A 14,872-nucleotide genomic window follows, 5' to 3' on the forward strand; every position below is an offset into this window, starting at 1 on the left:
CCTTTACACATAATGCGAAAGATTTGCATTATGTGGCAGTTTTGCGCGCCGAGTGCGCGACTCCACCCCTCTCGAAGCAGGATGTTCGCCATGATTCGTATGCCTCTGGCTACCGCCAGTCTGTTGGCCATCGCTATTTCCCTCGCCGGTTGCGGCGAAGGCAAAGACAAAGAAAAAGCCGCCGCCCCTGCGCCGGCCGCCAGCACCGCTGCCGCTCCAGCCGCCGCGCCTGCCGCTGCCGGTAAAGTCGACGAAGCCGCGGCCAAGGCCGTTGTCGCTCACTACGCCGACATCGTCTACGCCGTCTACAGCGATGCCGAATCCACTGCGAAAACCCTGCAGACCGCGATCGACGCCTTCCTCGCCAAGCCGAATGCCGACACCCTGAAAGCCGCCAAGGCTGCCTGGGTCGCGTCCCGCGTTCCTTACCTGCAGAGCGAAGCGTTCCGTTTCGGCAACACCATCATCGACGACTGGGAAGGTCAGGTGAACGCCTGGCCACTGGACGAAGGCCTGATCGACTACGTCGACAAATCCTACGAACACGCATTGGGTAACCCGGGCGCCACGGCCAACATCATCGCCAACACCGAGATCCAGGTCGGCGAAGACAAGATCGACGTCAAGGAAATCACTCCGGAAAAACTCGCCAGCCTCAACGAGCTGGGCGGTTCGGAAGCCAACGTCGCCACCGGCTACCATGCCATCGAATTCCTGCTCTGGGGCCAGGACCTGAACGGCACCGGCCCTGGCGCCGGCAACCGTCCGGCTTCGGACTACCTGGAAGGCACCGGCGCCACTGGCGGCCACAACGATCGTCGTCGCGCCTACCTCAAGGCCGTGACCCAACTGCTGGTCAGCGACCTGGAAGAAATGGTCGGTAACTGGAAGCCGAACGTGGCCGACAACTACCGCGCCACCCTGGAAGCGGAACCAGGCGACATCGGCCTGCGCAAAATGCTGTTCGGCATGGGCAGCCTGTCCCTGGGCGAACTGGCGGGCGAGCGCATGAAGGTTTCCCTGGAAGCCAACTCCCCTGAAGACGAACACGACTGCTTCAGCGACAACACCCACTACTCGCAGTTCTACGATGCCAAAGGCATCCGTAACGTGTACCTGGGCGAATACACCCGCGTCGACGGCACCAAAATGACCGGCGCCAGCCTGTCGTCCCTGGTGGCCAAGGCCGACCCGGCCGCCGACACCGCGTTGAAAGCGGACCTGGAAGCCACCGAAGCGAAGATGCAGGTCATCGTCGATCACGCCCTCAAGGGTGAGCACTACGACCAGCTGATCGCCGCGGGCAACACCGCAGGTAACCAGATCGTGCGAGACGCCATCGCCTCCCTGGTCAAGCAGACCGGTTCGATCGAAGCCGCCGCTGGCAAGCTGGGCATCACCGACCTGAACCCGGACAACGCTGATCACGAGTTCTGATCAACGCTCGTTGCCTGAAAAAAGCCCCGACTCGTCGGGGCTTTTTTATACCTCCCACTTCGCGCTTCCCTCTTCCCTCTTCCCTGTAGGAGCGAGCTTGCTCGCGATGGACGCAAGAACACCGCGGGGCATCAGGTAACCAGCGTCATCGTTAACGACCATCGCGACGGTTCGACGCCTCGACAAGCTCGCTCCTACAGAGGCGGGGTGAGGGGGGGTGCTGTGGATCAATCAAACGATAATTCCTCTTATTCAAACTCCCCCGCCCTGTTAGACTTTGCGCCCTTGTTTTGCTCGTCTTGCAGGATGTCTGATGCCCCCGCTGCCTCTTCGCTTGTCCGCACTGGTTCTGGCCCTGGGCCTGAGTGCCTGCGATGACGCCCCGCGTTTCACCAAGGCCGAACCCGGCGAAGCCCGCTCCGGCGGCAAGACGACCGTGCGCAAGACCGATCAGAACGCCTTTTCCCTGCCTTCCGCCAACCTGCCACCGTCACGGCGCGTGGACTTCAGCGTCGGCAACAGTTTTTTCCGCAATCCCTGGGTGATCGCCCCGTCGACCACCACCGCCCGTGACGGCCTGGGCCCGTTGTTCAACACCAACGCCTGCCAGAACTGCCACATCAAGGACGGTCGCGGCCATCCGCCCGAGCCCGATGCCAACAATGCCGTGTCGATGCTGGTGCGCCTGTCGATCCCCGATGCACCGGCGTATGCGCAGGTCATCGAACGCCTGGGCGTGGTGCCGGAGCCAGTCTACGGCGGGCAATTCCAGGACATGGCCATCCCCGGCGTGGTGCCGGAAGGCAAGGTGCGAGTCGACTACACGCCCGTGATGGTGCGCTTCAAGGACGGCACCGAAGTCGAGTTGCGCAAGCCGAGCCTGAACATCACGCAACTGGGCTACGGCCCGATGCACCCCGACACGCGTTTTTCCGCGCGGGTGGCGCCGCCGATGATCGGCCTGGGCCTGCTCGAAGCCATTCCCGAAGAGGCGATCCTGGCCAATGCCCAGGCGCAGGCCAAGGAAAACAAGGGCATCGCCGGCCGGCCGAACCAGGTCTGGGACGACGCCCTGCAAAAGACCGTCCTCGGCCGATTTGGCTGGAAAGCCGGGCAACCGAACCTCAATCAACAAAACGTTCACGCGTTTTCTGGTGATATGGGCCTCACGACCAGCCTGAGACCCATTGATGACTGCACCGACACGCAAACCGCCTGCAAACAGGCGCCGAACGGCAATGGCGCCGACGGCGAACCGGAAGTCAGCGACAACATCCTGCGCCTGGTGCTGTTCTACAGCCGCAACCTCGCCGTACCGGCGCGCCGCGATGTCGGCGCACCTGACGTACTGGCCGGCAAGAACCTGTTCTTCCAGGCCGGTTGCCAGTCGTGCCACACCCCCCAATACACCACCGCCGCCAACGCCGCCGAACCTGAACTGGCCAATCAAGTGATTCGCCCCTACAGCGATCTGCTGCTGCATGACATGGGCGACGGCCTGGCCGACAACCGCACTGAATTCAAGGCCGGTGGCCGCGACTGGCGCACGCCGCCGTTGTGGGGCATCGGCCTGACCCAGGCGGTCAGTGGCCACACCCAGTTCCTGCATGACGGCCGCGCCCGCAACCTGCTCGAAGCCGTGCTCTGGCATGGCGGCGAAGCACAGGCGGCGCAGCAACAGGTGTTGTCTTTTAACGCCGAGCAGCGCAGCGCGTTGCTGGCCTTTTTGAATTCTCTTTAAATCCAGAATAGGGAGCCCGACATGTTCCGCCCCAAATTGCTGTTCACCAGCCTTGCCGCTATCGCCCTCGGCGCCTGCTCCCCCCAGGACCCGCAAGCCGTCACCTCGGCGGCCATCGCCAAGTCGGTGATCCTGCCGACCTACACCCGTTGGGTCGAGGCTGATCGCCAGTTGGCCGTGAGCGCCCTGGCCTACTGCGAAGGCAAGGAAAACCTGGACACCGCCCGTGCCGATTTCCTCCATGCGCAAAAAGCCTGGGCTGAGCTGCAACCGCTGCTGATCGGCCCGCTGGCCGAGGGCAATCGCTCCTGGCAGGTGCAGTTCTGGCCGGACAAGAAAAACCTCGTCGGCCGTCAGGTCGAGCAACTGGTCACTGCACAACCGCAGATCGACGCAGCAGCCCTGGCCAAGTCCAGCGTGGTGGTGCAAGGCCTGTCCGCCTACGAATACATCCTCTTCGACAGCAAGCCCGACGTGGCCAGCGCCGAACAGAAAGCCAAGTACTGCCCGCTGCTGGTCGCCATCGGCGAGCGCCAGAAGCAACTGGCTGAAGAGATCCTCAAGGGCTGGAACAACACCGACGGCATGCTCGCGCAGATGAGCAAATTCCCGAACCAGCGCTACGCCGATTCCCACGAAGCCATCGCTGATCTTTTGCGCGTACAAGTGACCGCCCTCGACACCCTGAAGAAAAAACTCGGCACTCCGATGGGCCGCCAGACCAAGGGCGTGCCGCAGCCGTTCCAGGCCGATGCCTGGCGCAGCAAATCGTCGCTGACCGGCCTGGAAGCCAGCCTCGCCGCCGCCAAGACCGTCTGGGAAGGCGTCGACAACAAAGGCCTGCGCGGCCTGCTGCCGAGCGAACAGAAACCCCTGGCCGACAAGATTGATGCCGCGTACGCAGCCTCGCTGAAGCTGTTCGCCAGCAACCAGCGCTCGCTCACCGAAATGCTCGAAGACGACGCCGGCCGCCAGCAACTCAACGATCTCTACGACAGCCTCAACGTCGTCCATCGCCTGCACGAAGGCGAACTGGCCAAGGCGCTGGGCATCCAACTGGGCTTCAATGCCAACGACGGTGACTGATGAGGGCGAGTGCCATGCTGCGACGACAGGCTCTGACGTTAGGTAGTTTGCTGCTGGGAGCAGTGACACTGGGCGGCTGGAAGCTGTTCAAGCAAAAGGACCAGAGCCCGTTGCTGCTGTCGGCGCGGGACGATGGCGATGGCAAGCATTACGCCGTCGGTTATCGGCTGGACGGCACCCGGGTGTTCGCCACCCAGGTCGGCCAGCGCTGCCACGACATCATCAATCACCCGACGTTGCCGATCGCCCTGTTCGTCGCACGGCGCCCCGGTACTGAAAGCTACCTGGTCGATTTGCGCGACGGTACGTTGTTGCAGACCGTGGTGTCGCAGCCGAACCGGCATTTCTATGGGCACGCGGTGATCCATCAAAGCGGCGACTGGCTGTACGCCACCGAGAACGACACCTCCGACCCGGGTCGTGGCCTGCTCGGGGTGTACAAGTTCGAAGGCGAGCGCCTGGTGCACAGCGGCGAGATTTCGACCCACGGCATCGGCCCGCATCAGGTGTCGTGGCTGCCCGATGGCGAAACCCTGGTGGTGGCCAACGGCGGCATTCGCACCGAGGCCGAAAGCCGGGTCGAGATGAACCTCGACGCCATGGAACCGAGCCTGGTGCTGATGCAACGCGACGGCACTCTGCTGAGCAAGGAAACCCTCGCACAACAGATGAACAGCGTGCGGCACCTGGGGATTGCCAGCGACGGCACCATCGTCGCCGGCCAGCAGTTCATGGGCCCGTCCCACGAGTCCTCGGAGCTGTTGGCGATCAAGCGTCCCGGCCAACCGTTCGTGGCGTTCCCGGTGCCTGAGCACCAGTTGCAAGCCATGGGGCATTACACCGCCAGCGTCGCCGTACACAGCGACTTACGCCTGGTGGCCTTGACCGCGCCCCGCGGCAACCGCTTTTTCATCTGGGACCTGGACAGCGGCGAAGTGCGCCTGGATGCGCCATTGCCAGACTGCGCCGGGGTCGGTGCGGTGGCCGACGGTTTTGTCGTGACCTCGGGCCAGGGTCGCTGCCGCTACTACGATTGTCGCCAGACAAACCTTGTAGCAAAACCGCTGGAATTGCCGGCGGGGCTCTGGGACAACCATCTTCACCTGATGGCGTGACTCACCTGTAGCCACTGGCGCGCCTGCGCCGGTGGCTGCGGGGGCTGCCGTGATTTCTATCAGGTGCAATCCCCTCCCCACTCGCGGTAATGTGCCGGTCTGTCTCGCCTGATTTATCCAAGGAACTGGAAATATGCTGCGTCGCCGCATGCTGATCATGTTGGGTGTTGTTCTGTTGATCGTGCTGATCCTGGCCGGCTACAAGGCCTGGTCCATCTACACGATGATCCAGGCCTTCTCCGCGCCGAAACCACCGATCAGCGTCGCAGTGGCCACGGCCAGCGAACAGCCATGGCAGGCGCGCCTGCCCAGCGTCGGCACACTCAAGGCCCTGCAGGGCGTTGACCTGAGCCTGGAGACCGACGGCACCGTGATCGACTTGCAGTTCGAGTCCGGGCAGAAGGTCAAGGTCGGCCAGCCACTGCTGCGTCTGGACAGCAAGGTGGAAAGCGCCCTGCTCGAAACCGCCGAGGCCGACCTCGGGCTGGCCCAGCTCGACTACGGTCGCGGCAGCCAACTGGTGGGCAGCCAGGCGATTTCCAAAGGTGAATTCGACCGCCTCTCGGCGGTACTGAAAAAGAGCAAGGCCACGGTCAACCAACTCAAGGCCGCCCTGGCCAAGAAGAGCATTGCCGCGCCGTTCACCGGCACCATCGGCATTCGCCAGGTGGATGTCGGTGACTACCTGGCCAGCGGTACCGTGATCGCCACCCTGCAAGACCTCAGCAGCCTCTACGTCGACTTCTTCGTGCCCGAGCAGTCGGTGCCGAAGATCGCCCTCGGCCAGCCGGTGGAGATCCTCGTCGCGGCGTACCCCGCGCAGACGTTCCCCGGCCGGATCAGCGCGATCAACCCGAAACTCGAGAACAGCACGCGCAACATGCAGGTTCGCGCGACCCTGGCCAACCCCGACGGCAAGCTGCTGCCGGGCATGTTCGCCAACCTGCAGGTGATGCTGCCCGATCCGCAGCCGCGCATCGTCGTACCGGAAAGCGCGGTGACCTACACGCTGTACGGCAATTCGCTGTACATCGTCGCGCAGAAGAAGAACGAAAAAGGCGAGGTGGAAAAAGACGACAAGGGTAAGCCGATCCTGATCGCCGAACGGCGCTTCATCGAAACCGGCGAACGCCGCGAAGGCGCGGTGATGATTACCAAAGGTGTGAACGACGGCGAAAAAGTGGTGACCGCCGGCCAGATCAAACTGGACAACGGCGCACACATTGCCATCAGCGACGACAAGACCCTAGGCGAGAAGAACAGCCCGCCGCGTGCGGACTGATCAAGGAATCCCCATGGCTTTTACCGACCCGTTCATCCGCCGCCCGGTGCTCGCCTCCGTGGTCAGCCTGCTGATTGTGCTGCTGGGTTTCCAGGCCTGGAGCAAGCTGCCGCTGCGCCAGTACCCGCAAATGGAAAACGCCCTGATCACGGTGACCACCGCCTACCCCGGCGCCAACGCCGAGACCATCCAGGGCTACATTACCCAACCCATGCAGCAGAGCCTGGCCAGTGCCGAAGGCATCGACTACATGACCTCGGTGAGCCGGCAGAATTTCTCGATCATTTCCATCTACGCGCGCATCGGCTCCAACAGCGACCGCCTGTTCACCGAGCTGTTGGCCAAGGCCAACGAGGTGAAGAACCAGTTGCCCCAGGACGCCGAAGACCCGGTGCTGAGCAAGGAAGCCGCCGACGCCTCGGCGCTGATGTACATCAGTTTCTTCAGCAAGGAACTGAGCAACCCGCAGATCACCGATTACCTGTCACGGGTCATCCAGCCGAAGCTGGCGACGCTGCCGGGCATGGCCGAAGCGGAGATTCTCGGCAACCAGGTGTTTGCCATGCGCCTGTGGCTCGACCCGGTCAAGCTGGCCGGTTTCGGCCTGAGCGCCAGCGACGTGACCAACGCGGTGCGCCAGTACAACTTCCTGTCCGCCGCCGGCGAGGTGAAAGGCGAGTACGTGGTCACCAGCATCAACGCCAGCACCGAACTGAAATCCGCCGAGGCCTTCGCGGCGATTCCGGTCAAGGTCGACGGTGACAGCCGCGTACTGCTCAGCGACGTCGCACGGGTGGAGATGGGTGCGGAAAACTACGACAGCATCAGCTCCTTTGGCGGTACGCCGTCGGTGTACATCGGCATCAAGGCCACACCCGGCGCCAACCCGCTGGACGTGATCAAGGAAGTGCGCAAGATCATGCCGGACCTCGAGGCCCAGTTGCCGCCCAACCTCAAGGGGGAAATCGCCTACGACGCCACACTATTCATCCAGGCGTCCATCGACGAGGTGGTGAAAACCCTGTTCGAAGCCGTGCTGATCGTGATTGTCGTGGTGTTCCTGTTCCTCGGGGCGCTGCGTTCGGTGGTGATCCCGGTGGTGACCATCCCGCTGTCGATGATTGGCGTGATGTTCTTCATGCAGATGATGGGGTACTCGATCAACCTGCTGACGTTGCTGGCGATGGTGCTGGCCATCGGCCTGGTGGTGGACGACGCCATTGTCGTGGTGGAAAACATCCACCGGCACATCGAGGAAGGCAAGACGCCGCTGGACGCAGCCCTCGAGGGTGCCCGGGAAATCGCCATGCCGGTGGTGTCGATGACCATCACCCTAGCGGCGGTGTATGCCCCCATCGGGTTCCTCACCGGCCTGACCGGCGCGCTGTTCAAGGAATTCGCCCTGACCCTGGCCGGTGCGGTGGTGATCTCCGGCATCGTCGCCCTGACCCTGTCGCCAATGATGTGCGCGGTGCTGCTGCGCCACGATGAAAACCCCACGGGCCTGGCCCATCGCCTTGACCTGATTTTCGAAAGCCTCAAGCGCCGCTACCAGCGCCTGCTGCACGGCACATTGAACACCCGGCCGGTGGTGCTGGTGTTCGCCGTCATCGTGCTGTGCCTGATTCCGGCATTGCTGACCTTCACCAAATCGGAACTGGCCCCGGACGAAGACCAGGGCATCATCTTCATGCTGGCCAACGCCCCGCAGCCGACCAACCTCGATTACCTGAACACTTACACGAACGAGTTCATCGACATCTTCAAGGCGTTCCCCGAGTACTACTCGTCGTTCCAGATCAACGGCTTCAACGGCGTGCAATCGGGGGTCGGCGGCTTCCTGCTCAAACCGTGGAACGAGCGTGACCGCACGCAGATGGAAATCCTCCCCGAGGTGCAGGGCAAACTCGAGGGCATTGCCGGCTTGCAGGTGTTCGGCTTCAACCTGCCGTCCCTGCCGGGTACGGGTGAGGGGTTGCCGTTTCAATTCGTGATCAACACCGCCAACGATTACGAGTCGCTGCTGCAAGTGATGGACCGGGTGAAGAAACGGGCGATGGAGTCCGGCAAGTTTGCGTTCGTCGACGTCGATCTGGCGTTCGACAAACCGGAAGTGGTGGTCGACATCGACCGCGCCAAGGCGGCGCAGATGGGCGTGTCCATGCAGGACCTCGGTGGCACCCTGGCCACCTTGCTGGGCGAGGCGGAAATCAACCGTTTCACCATTGAAGGCCGCAGCTACAAGGTCATCGCGCAGGTCGAACGGCCCTTCCGCGACAACCCCGACTGGCTGAACAATTATTACGTGAAGAACACCAAGGGCGAGCTGTTGGCCCTGTCGACCCTGATCACCGTCAGCGACCGCGCACGACCGCGTCAGTTGAACCAGTTCCAGCAGCTCAACTCGGCGATCCTTTCCGGGGTGCCGCTGGTGAGCATGGGCGAAGCCCTCGAAGCGGTGCGGCAGATCGCCCGGGAAGAGGCGCCGGCGGGTTTCGCCGTTGACTACGCCGGGGCGTCGCGCCAGTACGTGCAGGAAGGCAGTGCGCTGTGGGTGACGTTCGCCCTGGCCCTGGCGATCATCTTCCTGGTGCTGGCGGCCCAGTTCGAGAGCTTCCGCGACCCACTGGTGATATTGGTGACGGTGCCGCTGTCGATCTGTGGGGCGTTGATCCCACTGTTCCTCGGCTGGTCGAGCATGAACATCTACACCCAGGTCGGGTTGGTGACGCTGATCGGATTGATCAGCAAGCACGGGATCCTGATCGTCGAATTCGCCAACCAGCTGCGCAAGGACAAGGGCCTGACACCCCGCGAAGCCGTCGAGGAAGCCGCCTCCATCCGCCTGCGCCCGGTGCTGATGACCACCGCCGCCATGGTCTTCGGCATGGTCCCGCTGATCATCGCCACGGGCGCCGGCGCCGTCAGCCGCTTCGACATCGGCACCGTCATCGCCACCGGCATGTCGATCGGCACCCTGTTCACCCTGTTCGTGTTGCCATGCGTGTACACAGTCCTGGCCAAACCGGACAAACCCTGACCACCCTGATCAACTGTAGGAGCGAGCTTGCTCGCGATGATGGCCCAAACACCGCGGACATTCAGACGACCAGCATTATCGTTAACGACCATCGCGAGCAGGCTCGCTCCCACAGAAGATCAAAAGCGAACTGCGACCCCCTGTAGGAGCGAGCTTGCTCGCGATGGTGGCCCAAACAACGCGGACATTCAGCCAGCCAGCGTTATCGTTAACGACCATCGCGGGCAAGCCCGCTCCCACCGCTCCTACAGGTGAAAGCGTTTCTACAGCACAAAAAAAGGCCTCGCATCTGGCGAGGCCTTTTTCGGGGGGGTTGAATGGGGTCAACTCTGTGGCCTCAGTCCTTGAGAGAGTCCGAACATGAACAGCAGCAAATCATGATCGGGTTGTGCGGCGACCGATGCCTTGGCGACCCTCGGCATCGGGCATTGTTCGTCCCCGTTCACTGAACTGAGAACCTGTGTGCGCGGCTGCTCCCAAGCCGCCACCGCCAGTGAAGCAACTGCCAAGGCTCCAACCAGGAACAAACCTCGTGCAATTTCGAGTTTCATCGCTATAAACCTTTGATAGCGCTGCCAAACGCCGTCTCATAAAAGTAGACGAGTTTCTTCCACTCCGCCGCGCTGAACGACGAATGGCGACGCAGCTGCTTCAGGTCATGGGAGGCGGCGCGATAGGCGGTCAAGCGCTGACGGCATTTCTCCAGGTCGATCACGGCCGTTTCAACCTGGGCCGCCTCACCCTCGCCAGTCACCCGGACGAAAATATGCTTCATGTACAGGCAACTGTGCTGCCAGCGACCCATGTGCATGAGCGCCAGGTTGTCCGCCACATCCTTGAGCACGCGATCATGCACGGCCTCACCGTGACGTTCACGGCCACCGCCGGCATACCAGTGGGCAATTTCCTCGAAGCCATCCAGCGACTTGGTCACCAGCAACGCGCGCCACTGGTGAACAGGGTCGCGCTGTGCGCCGCAGAACACCATTTCGGGCACACGCACGCCAATCCGGCTGACGCCAATCAGTGCATCACGTTCACGCAGGACCGTCGGTCGACCGAACGGGTGCAGCCAGCTGCGGTAGATATGCCCCGTCTGACGCTTGGCGTAGTACAGCTGCCCGTCGCTGTCTTTCACGCGCTGCACACCACTTTCGCCGCCACGACGGACATTGGGTTCTTCAACCCACTCGCCTTTCTGATTCCAGTAATAATCGAAACGATCTTCGCCAGCGACTGCTGCTTCTGCTGCGTACTGCACTGCCATTTTGTTACCTCTTGCGTAATACGTAGACCCGCCACATGGCATAGAACGGTAGAAAGTCCAATCGTTCCTGGATCCGGAAACCCGCCTGCTCAAATTCCTGTTCAACCGTAGCAGCCGGTAACACAAACCGATTTTGGTAACCTTCCTGCTCACGTTTAAGCTCGGAACGCTTGCGCTTCCACGCCTTGAAATTGCCGTCGACCCACAACGACAAGATCACGCTGTCACGGCTGACGCGCTCGAATTCACGCAGAATGGCCAGTCGATGCTCGGCTTCACCGATGTGGTGCAACAAGCGCATGCAAAAAATGCTATCGACGGCGTTATCAGGCAAGGCGATGTCGAACGCAGAAGTGTGCAAGGGTTGTACCCGTTTCACCACTTCGGCCGGTTGAGCCGCCATTGCGGTCTTGATCATCGACTCGGAGTTATCCGCACCGATGATCACCCGGTTGGGTTTTTCCGCGAGCATGGGCCAGAAACGCCCGGCACCACAGGGTAGATCAAGCACCAGGCCGGGCTCACCGACCAGGGTCAATGCTTTGCGCGCAAGTTGCACATCACGCCAGTGAGACAACCGTCGCCCCACGCCGTCCTGATGTTTTTGCAGGTATTTCTGCGCGTGTTTATCGTCGTACTTTTCGGAAAAATCGAGTTTTATCGGGCCGGCCATCAACAAGGCACTCCTTAACGTCTGATGGCAACCACGTTAAGTTCAGCCATGTCAGCGTCAGGTCATGCCTTTGTGAAAAAATTGTCATGTAAAACCCTTTACTATTTCAAGGTTTTACAGTTCGAAAATGATGGCCAAGGGCCTCAGATTTAGCCAGCCGGGTTCAGGTCAACCTGAAAACGACAGCCGTTAGGCTCCATGTGCGTCAGGCTGACCGTCCATCCCTGGTTCTCGCAGATACGCTGCACCAGAGACAGACCCAACCCCAGGCCGTCCCCCCGCTTCTCGTCGCCCCGCACGAATGGCTCGAACATCGCTTCACGCTTTTCTTCGGGAATCCCGACACCACTGTCTTCGACCCGGAACCCCGTGGCCGAAAGGGTCAAGCGGATGAAACCCCGCTCGGTGTAATGCAGGGCATTGCGCAGCAGGTTACCCATGACCGCGTGCAGCAAGGTGGCGTTGTAACACGTACTGGCCGGCTCACCCGGTTCGACGATCAACGACAGGCCCTTGGCCTCGATCGGCTCGCGCCAGAGGTTGAGCAGTTCGTCGCTGACCTGTTTGAGCGATTGCTGCGGCGCCATGCTGGCATCTTCCCGTTGGGCACGGGCGAGCATCAGGAAGGTTTGCACCAGCTCACGCATTTCTTCGCTGGCACGGGCAATGCGTTCAACCTGCGCTCGGCCACGCTGATCAATGCCGGGATTTTCCAGCAGCAGCTCACACGAAGTCGCCAGCACCATCAACGGTGTACGCAATTCATGACTGACGTCGCTGGTGAACAGCCGCTCGCGGGTCAACGCCTGACGCAGGCGGCCCAGCGTGGCGTCAAAAGCCACCGCCAGCTCACCCACTTCGTCGGCGGCGTAATCCGGAGCCAGCGGTGGCGCCAGGCCGAGCAACTGGTCCCGGTGGCGAACCTGGCGGGCCAGCCGCACCACCGGGGCCATGACTTTGCGCGCCAGTATCCAACCGAGAAACACCGCCAGCGCCAGGCTCAGGACGAAGCCCACCAGTACCACGGCGAACAACACGCGCTCGCGTTCCTCGAAATCACTCTGGTCCTGCAACAGCACGTAGTGCCGGCCGTCGATGACTTCGACCATCGCGTGGTAGGACAGCTGCTCGCGAAACACCTCGTGAAACCCCGGATCGAGATGGCGCAAATCTTTGGGCAGCTCGAAATCACCCGGGCCGCCGCTGAAGTAGAACAGTTGATCCGGCTCGGGACGATGGCTCCAGTCCGAGACGTTGTCCATCAGCAACAGGCGCTGCAAGTCCCCGCCCAGGCCCGCCGAAATCAGCTTTTCCTCCACCAGGTGCACGGTCGCGACAATGCCCATGGCGAAAGCCCCGGCGACCAGTGCGCTCATCAGCGCAAAGGCGATGATGATCCGTTGAGCGAGGCTCTGCTTAAACTCCATCACGGCCCTCGGCCAAGCGGTAACCCACACCGTGCACGGTGTGCAGCAACGGTTTGGCGAACGGCTTGTCGATCACCTGGCGCAATTGGTGGACATGGCTGCGCAGGCTGTCGCTGTCCGGGCAATCATCGCCCCACAGGGCCTCTTCGAGGATTTCCCGGCGCAGCACATGCGGGCTTTTCTGCATCAGGACGGCCAGCAATTTGAGGCCGACCGGGTTGAGCTTCAGCAAGCGACCTTCACGGCTGACTTCCAGGGTATCGAGGTCGTAGCTGAGGTCACCGACCTCCAGGGTACGCCGACCGCCGCCCTGGGTGCGACGCATCACGGCTTCGATCCGCGCCGCCAGCTCGGACAGGGCAAACGGTTTGATCAGGTAGTCATCGGCGCCGGACTTGAAGCCTTGCAGCCGATCGTCCAGTTGATCGCGGGCGGTGAGCATGATCACCGGGGTGTCGCGACGGGCGTCTTCGCGCAGACGTTTGCACAGCGTGTAACCGTCGATGCCTGGGAGCATGATGTCGAGCACGATCAGGTCGTAGTGCTCGGTGGCCGCCAGATGAAGGCCCGACAAACCGTCCTGCGCACAGTCCACGGTGTAGCCTTTGAGCCCCAGGTAATCGGCCAGATTGGCCAGGATATCGCGGTTGTCTTCAACCAGTAGAATTCGCATGGGCACCTTCTCCGTACACAGTAACGGCCGTCTTGGCCCGCGCAGCTTAAGGCCAAGTGTGGCTCAGGGCTAGGACCACGTGCAGAACAAATCCCGCCTTTTCGACACTTTCAGTGCTTAACGACTTTTTCACCCTCGGTTCACGAACAGGCGACAGCGACCGGTGCAGACTGCGCGCGGCTGCGCTTTCAAGACCTTTCAACCGACCAAGGAACTGCCATGGTTTCGACCACTGCCCGCCCCGCTTCTCGCCCGCTCAATCTGTGGGTGTGCCTGGGTGTTCCCGCCGTTGCGGCGATCATTCTGGTGTTGCTCGAACTCACGTCCCTGGACATGGATCTGGCCACACTGTTCTACGACCCGGCTGCCGGAGATTTCATCGGACGCCACAGTTACTTCCTCGAAAACATCCTGCATGACCGCGCCAAGCAAGTGGTCATCGCCTTTTCGGTATTCGCCATCCTCGGCTTCATCGGCGCATTTTTCATCGCCAGGCTCAAACCGTTCAAACGCGAACTGGGCTGCCTGGTGCTGTCGCTTGGCCTGGCCACGTCCTTTGTTACGCCGGTGAAAGTGGTCACGGCGGTGCAGTGTCCGTGGAGCCTGGAACAGTTCGGCGGTCATGAGACCTACAGCGAACTGCTGAGCCCCCGCCCACCGACCGACAAACCCGGCCGCTGCTGGCCAGGCGGCCACGCCGCCACCGGCTTCACCCTGTTTGCGCTGTTCTTCGTGCTGCGCGACCGCCGCCCACGCCTGGCCCGCGCGGCCTTCATCTTCGCGTTCAGCCTGGGCACGGTGTTTTCCGTGGGGCGAATGCTGCAAGGCGCGCACTTTTTCTCGCACAACGTATGGACGGCGGTGTTCTGCTGGCTGATTTGCCTGGGGTCGTATTACTGGATTCTGTATCGCCCGGCCAGAAAGGCTGAGCGCGTGGGCAAGGCACAACCAGCCAGCGCCTGACACCGAACCCTGCCCCCTGTAGGAGCGAGCTTGCTCGCGATGGCAGATCAGGCACCGCGGATTGCCAGATTGTCAGCGTTATCGTTGACGCCCCATCGCGAGCAGGCTCGCTCCCACAAAAGATCAAAAGCGAACCGCGATCCCCTGTAGAAGGAATGACAGGCAATA

The 14,872-nt window shown here is 61.9% G+C and carries 12 protein-coding genes; 7 read left to right on the top strand and 5 right to left on the bottom strand.

Annotation, left to right across the window (positions count from 1 at the left end; genetic code table 11):
* The first annotated feature begins 90 nt into the window (after positions 1 to 90).
* The 6 genes from ABVN20_RS07800 (at position 91) to ABVN20_RS07825 (ending at position 9,701) form a co-directional block, all read left to right on the top strand.
* Positions 91 to 1,437, top strand: coding sequence for an imelysin family protein (locus ABVN20_RS07800; RefSeq protein ID WP_368555027.1), 1,347 nt, complete (start codon positions 91 to 93; stop codon positions 1,435 to 1,437).
* Positions 1,438 to 1,750: 313 nt separating this feature from the next.
* Entirely contained in the window at positions 1,751 to 3,178 is a 1,428-nt protein-coding gene (locus ABVN20_RS07805) for a di-heme oxidoredictase family protein (RefSeq protein WP_368555028.1), read from the top strand.
* 21 nt (positions 3,179 to 3,199) lie between these two features.
* On the top strand, positions 3,200 to 4,264 hold the full coding sequence (locus tag ABVN20_RS07810; RefSeq protein ID WP_368555030.1) for an imelysin family protein: 1,065 nt from the start codon (positions 3,200 to 3,202) through the stop codon (positions 4,262 to 4,264).
* Between the two features lie 14 nt (positions 4,265 to 4,278).
* Entirely contained in the window at positions 4,279 to 5,379 is a 1,101-nt protein-coding gene (locus ABVN20_RS07815) for a DUF1513 domain-containing protein (RefSeq protein WP_368555031.1), read from the top strand.
* 133 nt (positions 5,380 to 5,512) lie between these two features.
* Positions 5,513 to 6,661, top strand: a complete 1,149-nt coding sequence (locus tag ABVN20_RS07820; protein ID WP_368555032.1) for an efflux RND transporter periplasmic adaptor subunit — start codon at positions 5,513 to 5,515, stop codon at positions 6,659 to 6,661.
* A gap of 13 nt (positions 6,662 to 6,674) precedes the next feature.
* Positions 6,675 to 9,701, top strand: coding sequence for a multidrug efflux RND transporter permease subunit (locus ABVN20_RS07825; RefSeq protein ID WP_368555033.1), 3,027 nt, complete (start codon positions 6,675 to 6,677; stop codon positions 9,699 to 9,701).
* Positions 9,702 to 10,024: 323 nt separating this feature from the next.
* On the opposite strand, the gene ABVN20_RS07830 is transcribed toward ABVN20_RS07825, so the two are convergent.
* The 5 genes from ABVN20_RS07830 to colR form a co-directional block, all read right to left on the bottom strand.
* Positions 10,025 to 10,252: a hypothetical protein gene (locus tag ABVN20_RS07830; RefSeq protein ID WP_368555034.1), complete on the bottom strand. Its 228-nt coding sequence runs from the start codon at positions 10,250 to 10,252 to the stop codon at positions 10,025 to 10,027.
* A gap of 2 nt (positions 10,253 to 10,254) precedes the next feature.
* Positions 10,255 to 10,968, bottom strand: a complete 714-nt coding sequence (locus ABVN20_RS07835) for a lipopolysaccharide kinase InaA family protein (protein WP_368555035.1) — start codon at positions 10,966 to 10,968, stop codon at positions 10,255 to 10,257.
* Positions 10,969 to 10,972: 4 nt separating this feature from the next.
* Complete coding sequence (locus ABVN20_RS07840; protein WP_368555037.1) at positions 10,973 to 11,641, bottom strand: class I SAM-dependent methyltransferase; 669 nt, start codon at positions 11,639 to 11,641, stop codon at positions 10,973 to 10,975.
* A 149-nt stretch (positions 11,642 to 11,790) separates the two neighbouring features.
* Complete coding sequence (locus ABVN20_RS07845) at positions 11,791 to 13,068, bottom strand: sensor histidine kinase (protein WP_368555039.1); 1,278 nt, start codon at positions 13,066 to 13,068, stop codon at positions 11,791 to 11,793.
* Entirely contained in the window at positions 13,058 to 13,741 is a 684-nt protein-coding gene (gene colR / locus ABVN20_RS07850) for a two-component system response regulator ColR (protein ID WP_368555041.1), read from the bottom strand. Before colR ends, ABVN20_RS07845 begins: the two co-directional genes overlap by 11 nt.
* 219 nt (positions 13,742 to 13,960) lie before the next feature.
* Here colR and ABVN20_RS07855 point away from each other — a divergent pair, with 219 nt between their 5' ends.
* Positions 13,961 to 14,704, top strand: a complete 744-nt coding sequence (locus ABVN20_RS07855; protein ID WP_368555042.1) for a phosphatase PAP2 family protein — start codon at positions 13,961 to 13,963, stop codon at positions 14,702 to 14,704.
* Positions 14,705 to 14,872 lie beyond the last annotated feature (168 nt).

It is taken from the genome of Pseudomonas sp. MYb118 (assembly GCF_040947875.1).
GTDB lineage: Bacteria > Pseudomonadota > Gammaproteobacteria > Pseudomonadales > Pseudomonadaceae > Aquipseudomonas.